The organism is Vibrio tubiashii ATCC 19109 (genome assembly GCF_000772105.1).
In the GTDB taxonomy this organism is placed as follows: domain Bacteria; phylum Pseudomonadota; class Gammaproteobacteria; order Enterobacterales; family Vibrionaceae; genus Vibrio; species Vibrio tubiashii.
Window position 1 is genome coordinate 2713806 of the sequence record NZ_CP009354.1, and the last position, 14723, is coordinate 2728528.

General features: G+C 45.2%; 15 protein-coding genes. 7 read left to right on the forward strand and 8 right to left on the reverse strand.

Annotated elements, in window-relative coordinates:
* Positions 1 to 31 precede the first annotated feature (31 nt).
* The 3 genes from secG to ubiT form a co-directional block, all read right to left on the reverse strand.
* The gene (gene secG / locus IX91_RS12340; protein ID WP_004744999.1) at positions 32 to 364 is read right to left on the reverse strand and encodes a preprotein translocase subunit SecG; all 333 of its coding nucleotides are present in this window, start codon (positions 362 to 364) and stop codon (positions 32 to 34) included.
* 223 nt (positions 365 to 587) lie between these two features.
* The gene (locus IX91_RS12345) at positions 588 to 1091 is read right to left on the reverse strand and encodes a GNAT family N-acetyltransferase (protein WP_004745001.1); all 504 of its coding nucleotides are present in this window, start codon (positions 1089 to 1091) and stop codon (positions 588 to 590) included.
* On the reverse strand, positions 1075 to 1602 hold the full coding sequence (gene ubiT / locus IX91_RS12350; RefSeq protein ID WP_004745002.1) for a ubiquinone anaerobic biosynthesis accessory factor UbiT: 528 nt from the start codon (positions 1600 to 1602) through the stop codon (positions 1075 to 1077). The genes IX91_RS12345 and ubiT overlap by 17 nt, the downstream gene beginning before the upstream one ends.
* A gap of 195 nt (positions 1603 to 1797) precedes the next feature.
* Here ubiT and IX91_RS12355 point away from each other — a divergent pair, with 195 nt between their 5' ends.
* The 3 genes from IX91_RS12355 (at position 1798) to IX91_RS12365 (ending at position 5881) form a co-directional block, all read left to right on the forward strand.
* Positions 1798 to 3837 carry a sensor domain-containing protein gene (locus IX91_RS12355; protein WP_004749090.1) on the forward strand — a complete coding sequence of 680 codons (2040 nt, stop codon included), beginning with the start codon at positions 1798 to 1800 and terminating at the stop codon, positions 3835 to 3837.
* Positions 3838 to 3954: 117 nt separating this feature from the next.
* Positions 3955 to 4968, forward strand: coding sequence for a ubiquinone anaerobic biosynthesis protein UbiU (gene ubiU, locus IX91_RS12360; RefSeq protein ID WP_004745004.1), 1014 nt, complete (start codon positions 3955 to 3957; stop codon positions 4966 to 4968).
* A gap of 34 nt (positions 4969 to 5002) precedes the next feature.
* A complete protein-coding gene (locus IX91_RS12365; protein WP_004745005.1) occupies positions 5003 to 5881 on the forward strand; it encodes a U32 family peptidase in 879 nt (292 codons plus the stop codon).
* A 49-nt stretch (positions 5882 to 5930) separates the two neighbouring features.
* Here the strand turns inward: IX91_RS12365 and IX91_RS12370 are convergent, their stop codons facing one another.
* The 5 genes from IX91_RS12370 to rpsO all read right to left on the reverse strand — a co-directional run bounded on the left by IX91_RS12370 (position 5931) and on the right by rpsO (position 11631).
* The gene (locus tag IX91_RS12370) at positions 5931 to 7268 is read right to left on the reverse strand and encodes an MATE family efflux transporter (protein WP_004745006.1); all 1338 of its coding nucleotides are present in this window, start codon (positions 7266 to 7268) and stop codon (positions 5931 to 5933) included.
* A gap of 44 nt (positions 7269 to 7312) precedes the next feature.
* Positions 7313 to 7726 carry a MarR family winged helix-turn-helix transcriptional regulator gene (locus tag IX91_RS12375; RefSeq protein ID WP_004745007.1) on the reverse strand — a complete coding sequence of 138 codons (414 nt, stop codon included), beginning with the start codon at positions 7724 to 7726 and terminating at the stop codon, positions 7313 to 7315.
* A gap of 107 nt (positions 7727 to 7833) precedes the next feature.
* Complete coding sequence (gene nlpI / locus IX91_RS12380) at positions 7834 to 8763, reverse strand: lipoprotein NlpI (RefSeq protein ID WP_004745008.1); 930 nt, start codon at positions 8761 to 8763, stop codon at positions 7834 to 7836.
* Between the two features lie 133 nt (positions 8764 to 8896).
* Positions 8897 to 11029 carry a polyribonucleotide nucleotidyltransferase gene (pnp, locus tag IX91_RS12385; protein ID WP_004745009.1) on the reverse strand — a complete coding sequence of 711 codons (2133 nt, stop codon included), beginning with the start codon at positions 11027 to 11029 and terminating at the stop codon, positions 8897 to 8899.
* A gap of 332 nt (positions 11030 to 11361) precedes the next feature.
* Positions 11362 to 11631, reverse strand: a complete 270-nt coding sequence (gene rpsO / locus IX91_RS12390; RefSeq protein WP_004745010.1) for a 30S ribosomal protein S15 — start codon at positions 11629 to 11631, stop codon at positions 11362 to 11364.
* Between the two features lie 134 nt (positions 11632 to 11765).
* Between rpsO and IX91_RS12395 the strand changes: the two genes are divergently transcribed.
* The 4 genes from IX91_RS12395 (at position 11766) to btuF (ending at position 14707) form a co-directional block, all read left to right on the forward strand.
* On the forward strand, positions 11766 to 11987 hold the full coding sequence (locus tag IX91_RS12395; RefSeq protein ID WP_038550558.1) for a hypothetical protein: 222 nt from the start codon (positions 11766 to 11768) through the stop codon (positions 11985 to 11987).
* 234 nt (positions 11988 to 12221) lie between these two features.
* Positions 12222 to 12917: a 5'-methylthioadenosine/S-adenosylhomocysteine nucleosidase gene (mtnN, locus tag IX91_RS12400; protein ID WP_004743211.1), complete on the forward strand. Its 696-nt coding sequence runs from the start codon at positions 12222 to 12224 to the stop codon at positions 12915 to 12917.
* Positions 12918 to 12931: 14 nt separating this feature from the next.
* Positions 12932 to 13885, forward strand: a complete 954-nt coding sequence (locus IX91_RS12405) for a cobalamin biosynthesis family protein (protein WP_004743210.1) — start codon at positions 12932 to 12934, stop codon at positions 13883 to 13885.
* A complete protein-coding gene (gene btuF, locus IX91_RS12410; RefSeq protein ID WP_004743208.1) occupies positions 13886 to 14707 on the forward strand; it encodes a vitamin B12 ABC transporter substrate-binding protein BtuF in 822 nt (273 codons plus the stop codon).
* Positions 14708 to 14723 lie beyond the last annotated feature (16 nt).

Here is a 14723-nt window from a genome sequence, read left to right on the forward strand (position 1 = left end):
AGCTAATTCTATTTATCAGCTAGAAAATAGCTTATTGAGGAATTTCGTCGCCTTGAGGGGCTGGAATTTCACTCGCATCATCCGCTTGCTGAATCACTTGACCTTGTGAAGGGTCAACCCATTGAGATTCAGTTTTGTGTGTAGACATGTTGCCTAGCACTAAGCTGACGATGAAAAATACTGTTGCAAAAATTGCAGTCATTCGAGTTAGGAAGTTACCTGAGCCGCCTGCGCCAAACACTGTGTTTGATGCGCCTGCACCGAATGAGGCTCCCATATCTGCGCCTTTACCTTGTTGAATCAGCACTAGGCCGATTACACCAACCGCTGCCAACAGGTAAATCACAAGTAGAACTGTAAACATAATTTCCACCTATGTTCCAAATTGTTGAGCCAGCGCCGCTCGAAAACTTTTTATTGATGTTTTTGAACAAGGCTAGCGACCTCCTTACCGAAGGCCGAGCAATACTAGCGAAAGCCGATTACGCTGACAAGTAGATTTTTTCAAAAAAGTACACCTTGAGAGCTAAGCGGTCAAAAAAAGGACAAAACCACACATTAAGCACTCTATATTGGTGAATTTGAAATTAAAGCTCTGAAAATTCAGGGCTGTACTCTATCAAACCAGAGCGTCCGTCAAACTCGCTCTCTTCTAGCGCTAGGACTTGGAATGCCCCTTGAGGGACTTCCCATTGGCAATGCATTTGCTGATTTGCGCTATCCACAAATCCAAAACGGCCATAATACGCAGGATCACCTAGCACAACACAAGCTGGGTAGCCGAACTCACGTAATGAAGCTAGCCCTTCCTTAACCATGTCAGCCGCCAGACCTTGTCTGCGATACTTTTCATCGACAGCTAGCGGTGCAAGCCCCTGCCAATTATAGTCATTACCGTCTAATGTCACTGGACTAAACAGAACGTAACCAACCACCTCTCCTTCGTCATTACAAGCAACCAGAGATAAGGTACGACGACCGTTTTCTCTTAGCTTCATGACCAAGTCAGCTTCCGCTTCGGTTTCAAACGTTGATTTCAGTAATCGATCAATGGCAAGTATGTCTGCCGGCGCTTCAGTTCGAATAAGCATTTACAACCTCATTATGTGTTGCAGGCGATTGTAATCCTTTTTGCACAAAATCGGCTAGTTGATTTAACAAGGTTTGTAGAGGTTTAGGTAAAGACTCCAGCTCAACACTGTCCATCAAGTTCTTCACTTCTAGGCCTAGCTCGGTATCTCCTTCAATCGTCAAGCGACGTTGAAAAAATAGTGTATCTGGATCTTCTTTGCGTCCGGCAATCAATACCAGGTCATTGAGGTTACCGCTAAACAAGACATCTTCTTTAACTGGCTTATCCGCGACAACAATTTGGTCATCCTCATAACTTATCAGCCAACTTAGTTGCAGATCTTTTACCTCAACTTTTAACCACTTATCTTCAAGAAAATCAAAATCGCCTTCCTCAAGTGCTTCTTTAAAAACAGTTTTAAGCCCTTCAAGCAAGGCTTTTTTTTGAACAGTTTGAGGTAAGAAGTGGACTGGAGATCGCAAAATTGATGCGGCATTTTGAACTAGTTGAGTGCGAATCTTGTTAATCACGCGAGATATCCGTTACTTTGTTAGCTAGAATTACTCATCATAAAGGATGTTTAACTGGAGATTCCTGTTATTTATCAAAGAATCTACGCTAAGCCTTAACTCTTTAAAGTCTGGGCAAGGACAGTTATAGTTAATACATCACTCAAATTCACTACTTCGTGGATAGTTGCTCTTTGGAGAGTCGGAAAAAACTTGATGCTATCGCAACAATTACAGCACTGGTTTACAAAAATCACGGCCAATAGTCCGTTTTTTTTCGCCATTTTGGATAACCAGCATAACTATGCAATGGTTAATGGCCGCTATTGCGATATCGCAGGGCTAACTCCGACTGAACTTGTTGGTATGTGCGACAACCAGATCATGGGACAGCAGTTCTATGACCACCTCAAGCCCTACTACGATAGAGCCTTTAAAGGCGAATCCATCGAAGCTGAAATGACCATGGGCGATCTCGACCTAGAGACGAGCCTCCATTTCAACATCTCGCCTATCGAAAACGAAGGCAAGATTGAGCATGTCATTTTCCACGCTCTTGATACCTCTGAAAAACAAATTCTGATTCGCTCTCTGGAGGAATCGGAAGGCAAATTTTCAACATTGACTAGCTTATTGCCAGAAGGCATCTTCCTTGTTGAAGATGATTGTATTCTGTCAGCCAACCCATCCGCTTTGCGATTACTAGGCTTTGATTCGATTCAAGATGTGTTAGGTGAAAGCCTATCGCGCTTATTTGTTGATGAGAAAACCAAGACTGTCTTTTCTGAATCGTTAGCCAGTATGCTTGGAGAAACGCCACTGACTTGTTTAACGAGTCCTCGCTGTGGTTTTGAGCGTAAGGTTCAACTTCAGGCAGATGCTGCCATGATTCTGGGTAGCGATTCACAGTTGATATTGATTCATGATGCGGAAGCAGCACCTACAACGCTTGCAACCAATAAACAGGAAGATATCCACCTTGACTCGCTAACAGGGTTGTACAATCGTTTTGGCTTTACCAAGCGTTTGGAACAACTGATCCACAACGAAACCCCTTTAATCATGCTCTACCTCGACATTGATAACTTCAAAAATATCAATGACTCATTAGGTCACCATATTGGCGACAAAGTGATTAAAGAAGTCTCTTCGCGCTTGAAACGTTTGCTACCACAACAAGCCGTGTTAGGACATTTAGGTGGCGATGAATTCGGCATTATCTTGCCTGAGCCTGAAAACAATCGCATGGCAGAAATGCTGTCTGAGCGAATTATCTCTCTGATTAATCAGCCCTTTGATCTACACCACTTTAGCAAACGCTTAGCGTGTTCAATTGGTAGTGTGGCTTATCCGGGAGATGGCAATGACGCACGCATTTTGCTGCAGAATGCCGACACGGCCATGTATGAAGCGAAAGATCGCGGTCGTAACCGTCTGATTAAATTCAATGATCAGATGAACAAAGAGGCTCGCATGCGTCTGTGGCTGGAAATCGAGCTGCAAAAAGCATTGCAGCAAAATGGCCTAGAGGTTTGGTATCAGCCGAAAGTTAATGCTCGTGATTTTAGCATCAATGGCGCTGAAGCCCTGATCCGTTGGAAACACCCAGTCGAAGGCTATATCAGCCCTGGTGCTTTCATTCCAGTAGCTGAACGAGCAGGATTGATCGAGCACTTAGGTCGCGTAGTAATGCGTGATGTATTTAGCACGGTTAAGCGCTGGAAGCTACAAGGTATATTACCTGGGCGCGTGGCTATCAACTTATCTCCAGAACAGTTCGGTAACCCAAAGCTTATCGACTACATGGAAAAACTGCTACGTACCACTGAACTTGACCCAAGTTGCATCACTTTCGAACTGACAGAAAGTGCGGTCATGAGTGACAGCGAACATACCGTACAAATGCTAAACGCAATTAAGAAGCTCGGCTTTGCGTTGTCAATTGATGACTTCGGTACAGGCTACTCCTCGCTTTCCTACTTAGCTCGCTTCCCTATTGATGAGCTAAAAATCGACCGCGCGTTTATCTCTGATATTGATACGCTTCCTAAACAAATCACTGTTATCGAAAACATTATCAACCTTGGTAAGTCACTTGACCTCACTGTGGTCGCTGAGGGTGTCGAAACTCAGCAGCAAGCCACCCTGCTGTCTAACCTCAACTGTCACTCTATTCAGGGTTTCCATTTCTACCGTCCTCAGCCTAGACAAGAGGTTGAAGAGTTATTTGCACAAAATCGCCGCCACAAAAACTAACCCTATTTGAGTAATTAGGCCAGAAAGTCACGCAAACCTGCTGTACATCAAATTTGCCGTTCATATTTCTTCATAAAATGCTCAGCAAATTTAGAACAGACAGTCATGGTGCGAGCAATGGAACTCCTATGCCCAGCAGGTAACTTACCTGCCTTAAAAACGGCGATTGATTGTGGTGCTGATGCGGTGTACATCGGATTTAAAGATGACACCAATGCCCGCCACTTCGCTGGTTTGAACTTTACGGGTAAGAAACTCGAAAAAGCCGTTCAATACGTTCACGACAACAACAAGAAAATACACGTTGCCTTAAACACCTTTGCTCATCCAGATGGATTCGAACGCTGGACAGAAGCAGTCGACCGAGCGGCGCAAAGTGGTGTTGATGCTCTGATCGTGGCAGACATTGCCGTACTCGAATATGCCGCGCGAAAATACCCACAGCTTGAACTTCATTTATCAGTGCAAGCCTCGGCAACCAATGTCGCTGCCATTGATTTCTACAAACAGAATTTCAATGTAAAGCGTGTTGTCCTGCCACGCGTCCTTTCCATTCATCAGGTAAAACAGCTATCACGCAACATCACCAGTGACGTCGAGCTAGAAGTATTCGCTTTTGGCAGCCTGTGCATTATGTCTGAAGGCCGCTGTTATCTGTCGTCGTACATGACAGGTGAGTCCCCTAATACCGTGGGTGCTTGCTCTCCTGCTAAATACGTTCGCTGGCAAGAAACGGAAAACGGCCTCGAATCTCGCCTTAATGACATCTTGATTGATCGCTACAGTGACGGTGAAAATGCGGGCTACCCTACTTTATGTAAAGGGCGATTCACTGCGGACTTGGATGAGCAAACTAAGGCTTATCATACACTGGAAGAGCCGACCAGCTTGAATACGCTATCTATGCTGCCCGAGCTCTTTGCCGCTAATGTTGCTTCCGTCAAGATTGAAGGTCGCCAACGCAGCCCAGCTTACGTTGAGCAAGTGACCCGAACTTGGCGAGCCGCAATCGATCGTTACTTGGCGAACCCAGAAGGCTATCAAGTAGAGCCAAGCTGGAATGCAACACTCGCTAATGTATCAGAAGGTACGCAAACCACACTTGGCGCATACCACCGTAAATGGCAGTAGAGCTTTACTTGTAGAGATAACAATGGAAAACAACATGAAATATGCACTCGGCCCACTACTCTACCTCTGGCCAAAGCAAGATGTCGAAGCGTTTTATGAGCAAGCGAAAACCAGCTCGGCAGATATTATCTATCTAGGTGAGAGTGTCTGTTCAAAGCGCCGCGAGATGAAACCAGCGCACTGGTTTGAGATTGCAAAGGAACTCAGCAAGACTGGTAAGCAAGTCGTGTTGTCGACAATGGCATTGCTCGAAGCCCCAAGCGAAGTCAACGTGATGAAGAAGTACATCGACAATGGTGATTTCGCCATTGAAGCCAACGATGTCTCTGCGATTCAACTTGCCTCTGAGCGTAAAGTACCTTTCGTTGTCGGCCCTGCTGTTAATACCTACAATGCGCACACCTTAAACTTGTTCTTAAAACAAGGCATGACTCGTTGGTGTATGCCGGTAGAGCTATCTCGTGAGTGGCTAGGTAATGTGCTTAACCAATGTGATGAGATCGGTATTAAAGGCAAATTTGAAGTTGAGGTATTCAGCCACGGTTATCTCCCCCTTGCCTACTCTGCGCGCTGCTTCACTGCCCGAGCTGAAAATAAAGCCAAGGATGATTGCGAGACTTGCTGTATCAAATACCCAACGGGCATTCAGGTAAGCAGCCAAGAAGGACAAGAGGTGTTTAATCTCAACGGTATTCAGACTCAGTCAGGCTACTGTTACAACCTCATCAATGATTTACCAAGTATGCAAGGATTGGTCGACGTGGTTCGCTTAAGTCCACTTGGTCTTGATACCTTCTCGCAAGTAGATAAATTCCGAGCGAATGAACAAGGAGCCAACCCTAGCCAAATCGAAAGCAGACAGTGTAATGGCTACTGGCACCAACTCGCCGGTTTAGAAGTGAAAACTCTCTAGTTCTCGATTGTCACAAATACAACAAAGGGCTCAACTGAGCCCTTTTCTATTAAGCAATCGCTTGTTCCGCTTGGTGAGTCCGATAACGACGCAGGTCTTTCATCAGAATTACTATAACGACGGCACTCAGTGCAATATTGGAAAGCGGGAAAGCAATCCAAACTCCAGAAACACCAAGCAACTTCGGCATGATGTACAAGAAAGGTAATTGAACTAAGATATTGCCAATATTCACCAACATCGCCTTAGTGCCTTTATTAATTGCCTGGTAATAAGCACCCGCAACCACTAGGAAACCATCTAAGAAAAGCGCGAATAGATGCAATCTAAAGCCTAGTATTGTGTTCTCTATTAACTTTTCATCGGTTGAGTTAAACACCGAGACAAACTCTCTTGGGAACAAGTTAATCACCAATACAAAGGCAACACCAATCAAGATAGCCGTTGTCATAGCAATTTTAAGTAATGCTCGGATGTTCTCTTTGTTTCGCGCACCATGGTTATAGCTGACCAATGGCTGCATACCGTTTGCGACACCTTCTACAGTAAGGTAATAAACAGTCACTATATAGCCAAGAATCGCATAGGCTCCAATCATCATCACATCGCCATACTGGGCGAATAAATTATTGTGTAGCGCGACCATCACTGCACCATAGGCATACATAAAGAAGCTTGACGTGCCTATGGCAAATATTTGTGGAATGACAGGTAAGCTCAAACGAACATCACTCAACTTAAGCCTTAAGTTGGCTCTAGATGAGAAGAAGTACGCAAGGCCAAGTAATGTCACCACGGCCTGAGCAATAGCGGTCGCCAACGCAGCTCCTGTAAGCTCCCAGTCCCACACTGCAATCATTAAGTAATCTAGCGCAATGTTAATCACAGCGCCGATTACCATCAAAATCGTCGCTAAGTTCGGGTTATCATCATTACGCAGTAAAAATGGCATCGCGATGGAACCTAAGGTAAAGATACAAGCGCCGATTAACACGTGTAGGTATTGCAGTCCTAGTTCATAAACTTTTCCATCAGCACCCTGCCAGCGCAAGAAATACTCTGAACAGAAATACAAGATGCCTGAAACAAGAGGTGCCAAAACAAGTAATAGAAGCAAACCTGTTGCTAGTATCTTTTTCGCGCCTTGAGTGTCTCCTTCGCCTTGGCGGATGGATACCAAAGCGCCTGTTCCAACGCCCAACAACATACCAATACCAAGAATTGAACCAATAACAGGCCAAGCTACGTTAATACCTGCGAGGCCATCTGCAGCGACATAGCGACCAATAAAGATTCCATCCACCACCTGATACAAACCATTGACTAGCATTGCTGCGACGGTTGGGATGGTGTATTTCCAAAACTGTTTATAAATGGATGTTTGCATGTTTCTCTGCTCTAGTTAGCAAGGCTAACTAAATAGTTAAAATTTTAAGTCGATAACGACTTTTTCAATAAGCTAACGAGTTGCTCAGCTTCTTGCTCAGAAAGCTTAGAGTTCATCACCTCAGCGACCTCTTTATAGACAACCTGCTCAAGAGACATATCTTGTATCGCATTCTCGGTTAAGACGACTTTCTTTGAACGCGCATCTTCAATACATGAGATGCGTTTTACCAATCCTTTCTTTTCTAGTCGTACAACCATGTTTGAAGCAGAAGGTTTGGTCACTTTCATTTCATCAGCTAAATCTGTAATACGTATCCCTTCAGGAAAGGCTTGAACGACACGCAAATAGTCGAACTCATTAAAGCTCAACAGCGACAAAGGATCTTCTTTTCCATAAATACGCCAAGCTTTAGAACAAAATCGTTCAAGCTCAATCAGGCTAGTTTCTAGATTCATAGGAAAGCTCACTTAGTTAGCCAAGCTAACAATATTAACGACAGTTTAATTAACAAGCAATAAAAAAGCGCTGAATCAGCGCTTTTCTTTACGTAGGTTCAATAGTTCTATTGAGTTGGATTTGCCGCTTGCTGCGCTTTCGCTCTAGCAATCACTTGCGCTTGCAGGTCTTCATAGATATTGGTCAATTCTAGTATTGCGTATCTGTGCTCGACATACTCAAAAACGTTGAACGAGATAGCAAGACGGTAGAACGAAATCGCTTTGGCGATATCTTGCTCTGAGTCGCTTTCTTGGTAGCGCTTACCTAGATAGAAGTATGCTTCCGTCAGGTGTTGGGCAAGCACAACTTTATCGCGTGTGCTTTCGACAATTGCTTTGAATGCTTGCTTTTCAGAAATCTCACCCAAAGTAATCGCGACCATAATCCAACCCCACTTGTCATTGCGATTTTGGTAGCTCTGCTCAAGCTCTTGCCTAGCGATTTCCGGTGAAATCTCTGACTTAATTATGTAGAGCCACAGCGCGCTGAATGGATCACTCGGTTCTTGATTATAATGCTGCTGCATCTCTTCTAAAGCGAGATCAAAACGACCACCATAATAGAGCGCAATGGCTCTGTTACGTGCCGCATAGCTATTATCTGGCGCCAACTCTAAAGCCGAATCAAAGGCATCGTAAGCTGCATCGAAATTACGCTTTTCAGTAAAGTAGACACCCAGTAAGTTGAACAGATCCGCTTGCGCTGGATAAATAGCAAGAGACTGTTCGTAGTCTAATCTCGCTAGATTGCGTAAACCTACACTGTCATAGTAGTTGCCGCGTTCATAGAGTATTTTAGCGCGTGTTTCATTAGGTAGATCTGTTCTGCCAAGTAGTTGGCTTAAACGTGCGATCTGAACCTCTTGCTGCAAGCTAGGCTGAAGCGCTTCTACCATAGGCGGCAGCACCCACTCAGCTTGTTGGTTCGATGTTGATGCACAGCCTGCTGTCACTAACAAGGCAAGGCTAAGCGTTGCGGTTTGAAACCATTTCACAAATAAATACTCCTGTTGCTAGGCTGCTAGCTAGCGTCTTCCGCATAAAAAAAGGGAGCCTAATGCTCCCTTTATAACATGCTTTTAGCAAAATAGGCTAATTCACAGAACCTGCCTATTCACTTAATTCGCATTATGCGTCAGTTGCTGGCTTCTCTTCTGAAGCTGCTTCTTCAGTCTTTTCAACTGCTTCTTTCATGCTTAGACGTACACGGCCTTGACGGTCAATCTCAAGAACTTTCACTTGAACTTCTTGACCTTCAGCTAGGTAGTCAGACACTTTCTCTACACGCTTGTCAGCGATTTGCGAGATGTGTACTAGACCATCTTTACCTGGCAGGATAGTTACGAATGCACCGAAGTCTGCTAGACGCGCTACTTTACCTGTGTAGATGCGGCCTACTTCAACTTCTGCAGTGATCTCTTCGATACGACGGATTGCTTCTTTCGCAGCTGTACCTTCAGTTGCAGCAATCTTGATTGTACCGTCGTCTTCGATTTCGATAGTTGTACCTGTCTCTTCAGTTAGAGCACGGATAACTGCACCACCTTTACCGATAACGTCTTTGATCTTCTCAGCGCTGATCTTCATTGTGTGAATACGCGGAGCGAACTCAGAAATATCTTCACGAGCACCAGAGATTGCTTCATCCATCACAGATAGGATGTGCTTACGTGCACCTTGCGCTTGGTTAAGAGCAATCTGCATGATCTCTTTAGTGATACCTTCGATCTTGATATCCATCTGAAGTGCAGTGATACCAGTGTTAGTACCTGCTACTTTAAAGTCCATGTCGCCTAGGTGGTCTTCGTCACCAAGGATGTCAGAAAGAACAACGAAATCGTCGCCTTCTTTAACAAGACCCATTGCGATACCCGCAACAGAAGACTTGATTGGCACGCCAGCGTCCATAAGTGCTAGAGAAGTACCACATACAGAAGCCATTGAAGAAGAACCGTTAGATTCTGTGATTTCCGATACAACACGTACTGTGTATGGGAACTCATCAACAGAAGGCATTACTGCAGCAATACCACGCTTAGCTAGTTTACCGTGGCCGATTTCACGACGCTTAGGAGAACCAACAAAACCTGTTTCACCAACACAGTATGGAGGGAAGTTGTAGTGTAGTAGGAAGTGATCTTTACGCTCACCTGTTAGCTCATCAATGATTTGAGCATCGCGTTGCGTACCTAGAGTCGCTGTTACGATTGCCTGAGTTTCACCACGAGTGAATAATGAGCTGCCGTGCGTACGCGGAAGAACGCCAGTACGTACGTCTAGCGCACGAACCATGTCTTTTTCACGACCATCGATACGTGGGTTACCCGCGATGATGCTACGACGAACCACTGTCTTCTCTAGATCGTGGAAGATAGTGTGGATTTCTTTTGTGTTTGCTTCTGGATCTTCAGCAAGTAGCACTTCGTTTACTTCAGCAGCAATCGCGTGAATACGGTCGTAACGAGCCATCTTCTCAGTGATTTGGTAAGCTTCTACAAGCTTCGCTTCTGCTAGCTCAGCAATCTTGTTTACAAGCGTCGTGTTCTCTTCTGGAGCAACCCAATCCCATGCAGGAGTGGCAACTTCAGCTGCGAACTCGTTGATCGCTTTGATTACTACTTGCTGTTGATCGTGACCAAATACAACCGCAGAAAGCATCTCTTCTTCAGTTAGGTTGTCTGCTTCAGACTCAACCATAAGAACAGCGCCTTCAGTACCAGCAACAACTAGGTCTAGCTTAGATGTTTCTAGCTCAGTGTTGCTTGGGTTCAGAACTAGTTGACCGTCGATGTGACCAACGCGTGCTGCACCGATAGGACCGTTGAACGGGATACCAGAGATAGCAAGAGCCGCAGAAGTACCGATCATTGTTACCATGTCTGGTTGAACGTCTGGGTTTACAGACATTACTGTCGCGATAACCTGAACTTCGTTTTTGAATGCATCTGGGAATAGTGGACGAATCGGACGGTCGATTAGACGAGCCGTTAGCGTTTCGCCTTCAGAAGGACGACCTTCACGCTTGAAGAAACCACCAGGGATTTTACCTGCTGCGTAAGTACGCTCTTGGTAGTTAACCGTTAGAGGGAAGAAGTCTTGACCTTCTACCGCTTCTTTTTTACCCACTACAGAAACGAATACTGACGTATCGTCCATAGTAACCATAACTGCTGCCGTAGCTTGACGTGCAATAACGCCAGTTTCTAGAGTAACTGTGTGGTTACCGTACTGGAACGTTTTAACAACTGGTTTTTCGAACATTGTTATTCCTTTTGGGATAGCTCTGTTTAATAAGAGCAATTGTGTTAGCCCAAGGCATTACATGATGCTTAAACAGTCTAGAGTTTAGTTTGTAGCTCCCAATCGACCACTTACGACCGGAATCAAACGAGAAGCTAGAAACTAAATTCTATAACTGCATACGATATAATTGTAATGCAATGAGCAAATAGAAAATGCCGATAGATATCGGCCGCCGTAGTATAGCGGGATTAATTCGGTTTGGCTAAGCTATAGCAACCAAAATAACTAACGGGCAACAAAAAAGGGGCTAAAAGCCCCTTTTTCGACAAACTGTTCTATGCAGCCGCTGATTAGCGACGTAGGCCTAGACGCTTGATTAGGTCTTGGTAACGAGAAAGGTTTTTGCCTTTCAGGTAGTCAAGAAGCTTACGACGGCTAGAAACCATGCGTAGAAGACCACGACGGCTGTGGTGATCGCCTTTGTGAGCTTTGAAGTGACCTTGTAGGTGGTTAATAGAAGCAGTCAGTAGAGCTACTTGTACTTCTGGTGAACCAGTGTCGCCTTCAGAGCGCGCGTATTCTGCAACGATTGCTGCTTTAGTTTCTGCATTCAGAGACATAATTCTCTCCTAAATAAGAGTAGGTTGATATTTGTGCCAGCCAATCTCTGATTCAGCCGACACGAGAAGCGCGAATTATAGGGGATGTACACAGGTTAAGCAATAGGTATTTGCGCGCTTCGCGTGGGAGGCGGATGCGGGAACGGACTTCGTCCTACGGGAAGCTGGAAAACTGGAAAACTGGAAAACTGGAAAACTGGAAAACTGGAAAACTGGAAAACTGGAAAACTGGAAAACTGGAAAACTGGAAAACTGGAAAACTGGAAAACTGGAAAACTGGAAAACTGGAAAACTGGAAAACTGGAAAACTGGAAAACTGGAAAACTGGAAAACTGGAAAACTGGAAAACTGGATGATTGTGTCTTCTAGAAGACAAGTTCTGTCAACACCTTCCAAACCATCGGCTCTATCAACTTAGTCTCAACAGTCACCTCTCGTAGGGCGAAGCCCGATCCCGTTTTCCCGAAACGAAGTGTTCCATAGGACAAAGTCCGTTCCCAATTCCGTAGGGCGCAGCCCGTTCCCATCCTTCCCTTTTCTGTTACACTTAGCTTATCCAAACCTACCTATTTGAATTAACAGGATTCCTTATGAAAATCGGCATCATCGGTGCAATGGAGCAAGAAGTCTCTATTCTTAAGCAAGCTATTGAAAACTGCCAAGAAGTCTCTAAAGCAGGTTGTACTTTCTACGCGGGTCAGCTTAATGGTGTAGACGTGGTACTGCTTCAATCAGGTATCGGTAAAGTTGCTGCTGCGGTAGGCACGACGATTCTTCTTGACGAATACAAGCCTGATGTCGTGATTAACACAGGTTCTGCAGGTGGCTTTGACTCTAGCCTAAACCTTGGCGACGTTGTTATTTCAACTGAAGTTCGTCACCACGATGCAGACGTAACAGCATTTGGTTATGAAATGGGGCAAATGGCACAGCAACCAGCGGCTTTCATGGCAGATGAAAAACTGATGGATGTGGCTGAAAAAGCACTGGCGCAAATGGAAGACAAACACGCGGTACGTGGACTAATCTGTACTGGTGATGCATTTGTAGCAAGCGCAGAGCGTCAAGCCTTCATTCGTAAGCACTTCCCATCAGTTATCGCCGTTGAAATGGAAGCTTCAGCTATCGCTCAAACCTGTCACCAATTCAAGGTCCCATTCGTTGTCGTACGTGCTATCTCTGACGTAGCCGATAAAGAAGCAGGCATGAGCTTTGATGAGTTCCTACCGCTAGCTGCTAAGAGTTCATCAGAGATGGTGGTAAAAATGGTTGACCTGCTGAAGTAAGCTGAAGCGATATCATGGAAGATATTTTCAATCAATTTTACTCAAATGGCGCGCTCCTCGTATTGTGGGGCGCATTGTTATTTCATCTAATCCTACCCTTCCCACGTGAGGCACATCCCGCCATCTTGTGGCATAAGTTTGCTGAACAGTTAGCGGACAAGGTCAACGTTAATTCCAATTACTCGCAAAGCATTATCTCTGGCACTCTAGCTTGGCTGCTCATGCTATTCCCGATGCTCGCTGTCTTGATTGCACTAAAACCGCTGGTTTGGCAGCCAGAACTGTTCGAATTGGCCTTTTTACTGCTCGCGATTGATTGGCGTAATACCGACAAATTTACCGCCCAATTTGTCGCTGCGATGGCACGCGAAGATAAAGAGCATGCCAAAATGCTCATCAAGCCACTCATCAATCGCTCGACCGCGCCTTTATCAATATTAGGGCTAGGTAAAGCGGGCGCAGAAACTCTGATCATGTCTTACGGCCGTAATGTCATCGGCGTGCTGTTCTGGTATGCCATTGGCGGTGGCATCGGAGCGTTCATGTATCGCATGAGTGTAGAGTTGGCTCGGGCATGGTCACCAAGCAGACAACGCTTTTCACCATTCGGTATTCCCGCAGTTCGTGCGGTAGCAGTATTAGACTTTATCCCACTGAGGCTGTTTGCCATCATGATCACATTAGGTCATCGGGCACAAGCAACCGCTCACCTACTTCAAGAACAAGCCAAATCGTGGCCTCTTCCTGGACCTGCCTGGCTATTGGTTTCCGTCGGTGCCAAGCTTGAACTCTCACTAGGTGGTCCGGCGATTTATGATGGTCACAAAGCGGTACGCGCTAAACTTGGTGGTCGCATTGCACCATCAGCCATTCATATTGCTCAGGTACAAAAAACTCTGGCGTGGCGAATGTTCGCTTGGATTATTATCCAAAGCCTTATCATGGGCTTAATCTATCAAGGAATCTAAATGCGTTTCACCTTATTGCTTCTGACGGCTTTTGTTTCTCACTTTGCTGTTTCAGCTCCTGCCGAGCGTGTGATCAGCTTGGCACCACACGCGACTGAACTCGCGTTTGCCGCAGGGCTTGGAGACAAACTCGTCGCCGTCAGTGAACGAAGTGATTACCCGGAACAAGCGCAAAAAATAGAAAAAGTCGCTAACTATCAAGGGATCAAGATAGAACGTATCATCGCCCTACAACCGGATCTCATTATCGCGTGGCCTTCTGGTAATCCTAATGGAGAGCTCGACAAGCTTAAGCAATTTGGCCTCAATATTTACTACTCTCAAACTCATTCACTAGAAGATATTGCCGCTAACATTGAGCAGCTAAGCGAGTATGCGCAAGATCCAAATGTCGGAAGAAAGAACGCGCAGGACTTTAGAAATCAGCTAGCAGAACTCAAAAATCGTTACGATACAGAGTCTAAAGTTCGTTACTTCTACCAACTGAGTGAGCAACCTGTTATCACTTTGGCGCAAGGCAAATGGCCTAGTGAAGTGTTTTCATTCTGTGGCGGTGAAAATATCTTTGAGAGCAGTGCTGCGCCTTACCCGCAAGTAGGGAAAGAGCAAGTCATCTTGCAGAACCCAGAAGTGATGTTTACTTCTCAGCATGCCATCGCCAATGGCAATATTTGGGCGCAGTGGAGTGAGCAACTTTCGGCGGTAAAGAACAACTACATCTGGTCTTTAAATTCAGACTGGATAAATCGCCCAACGCCAAGAACGCTCAAAGCTATCGAGCAAGTTTGTGAGCATTTCGAAACAGTAAGGCGAAATCGCTAACGGTTAAACGATGATA

What these genes read in the sequence shown, in the direction of transcription:
- pnp (WP_004745009.1), bottom strand. Translation starts at nt 11,029, where the DNA reads ATGTTCGAAAAACCAGTTGTTAAAACGTTCCAGTACGGTAACCACACA.
- IX91_RS12405 (WP_004743210.1), top strand. Translation starts at nt 12,932, where the DNA reads ATGGAAGATATTTTCAATCAATTTTACTCAAATGGCGCGCTCCTCGTA.
- ubiU (WP_004745004.1), top strand. Translation starts at nt 3,955, where the DNA reads ATGGAACTCCTATGCCCAGCAGGTAACTTACCTGCCTTAAAAACGGCG.
- IX91_RS12355 (WP_004749090.1), top strand. Translation starts at nt 1,798, where the DNA reads ATGCTATCGCAACAATTACAGCACTGGTTTACAAAAATCACGGCCAAT.
- IX91_RS12365 (WP_004745005.1), top strand. Translation starts at nt 5,003, where the DNA reads ATGAAATATGCACTCGGCCCACTACTCTACCTCTGGCCAAAGCAAGAT.
- IX91_RS12395 (WP_038550558.1), top strand. Translation starts at nt 11,766, where the DNA reads ATGCGGGAACGGACTTCGTCCTACGGGAAGCTGGAAAACTGGAAAACT.
- btuF (WP_004743208.1), top strand. Translation starts at nt 13,886, where the DNA reads ATGCGTTTCACCTTATTGCTTCTGACGGCTTTTGTTTCTCACTTTGCT.
- IX91_RS12370 (WP_004745006.1), bottom strand. Translation starts at nt 7,268, where the DNA reads ATGCAAACATCCATTTATAAACAGTTTTGGAAATACACCATCCCAACC.
- IX91_RS12375 (WP_004745007.1), bottom strand. Translation starts at nt 7,726, where the DNA reads ATGAATCTAGAAACTAGCCTGATTGAGCTTGAACGATTTTGTTCTAAA.
- IX91_RS12345 (WP_004745001.1), bottom strand. Translation starts at nt 1,091, where the DNA reads ATGCTTATTCGAACTGAAGCGCCGGCAGACATACTTGCCATTGATCGA.
- rpsO (WP_004745010.1), bottom strand. Translation starts at nt 11,631, where the DNA reads ATGTCTCTGAATGCAGAAACTAAAGCAGCAATCGTTGCAGAATACGCG.
- secG (WP_004744999.1), bottom strand. Translation starts at nt 364, where the DNA reads ATGTTTACAGTTCTACTTGTGATTTACCTGTTGGCAGCGGTTGGTGTA.
- mtnN (WP_004743211.1), top strand. Translation starts at nt 12,222, where the DNA reads ATGAAAATCGGCATCATCGGTGCAATGGAGCAAGAAGTCTCTATTCTT.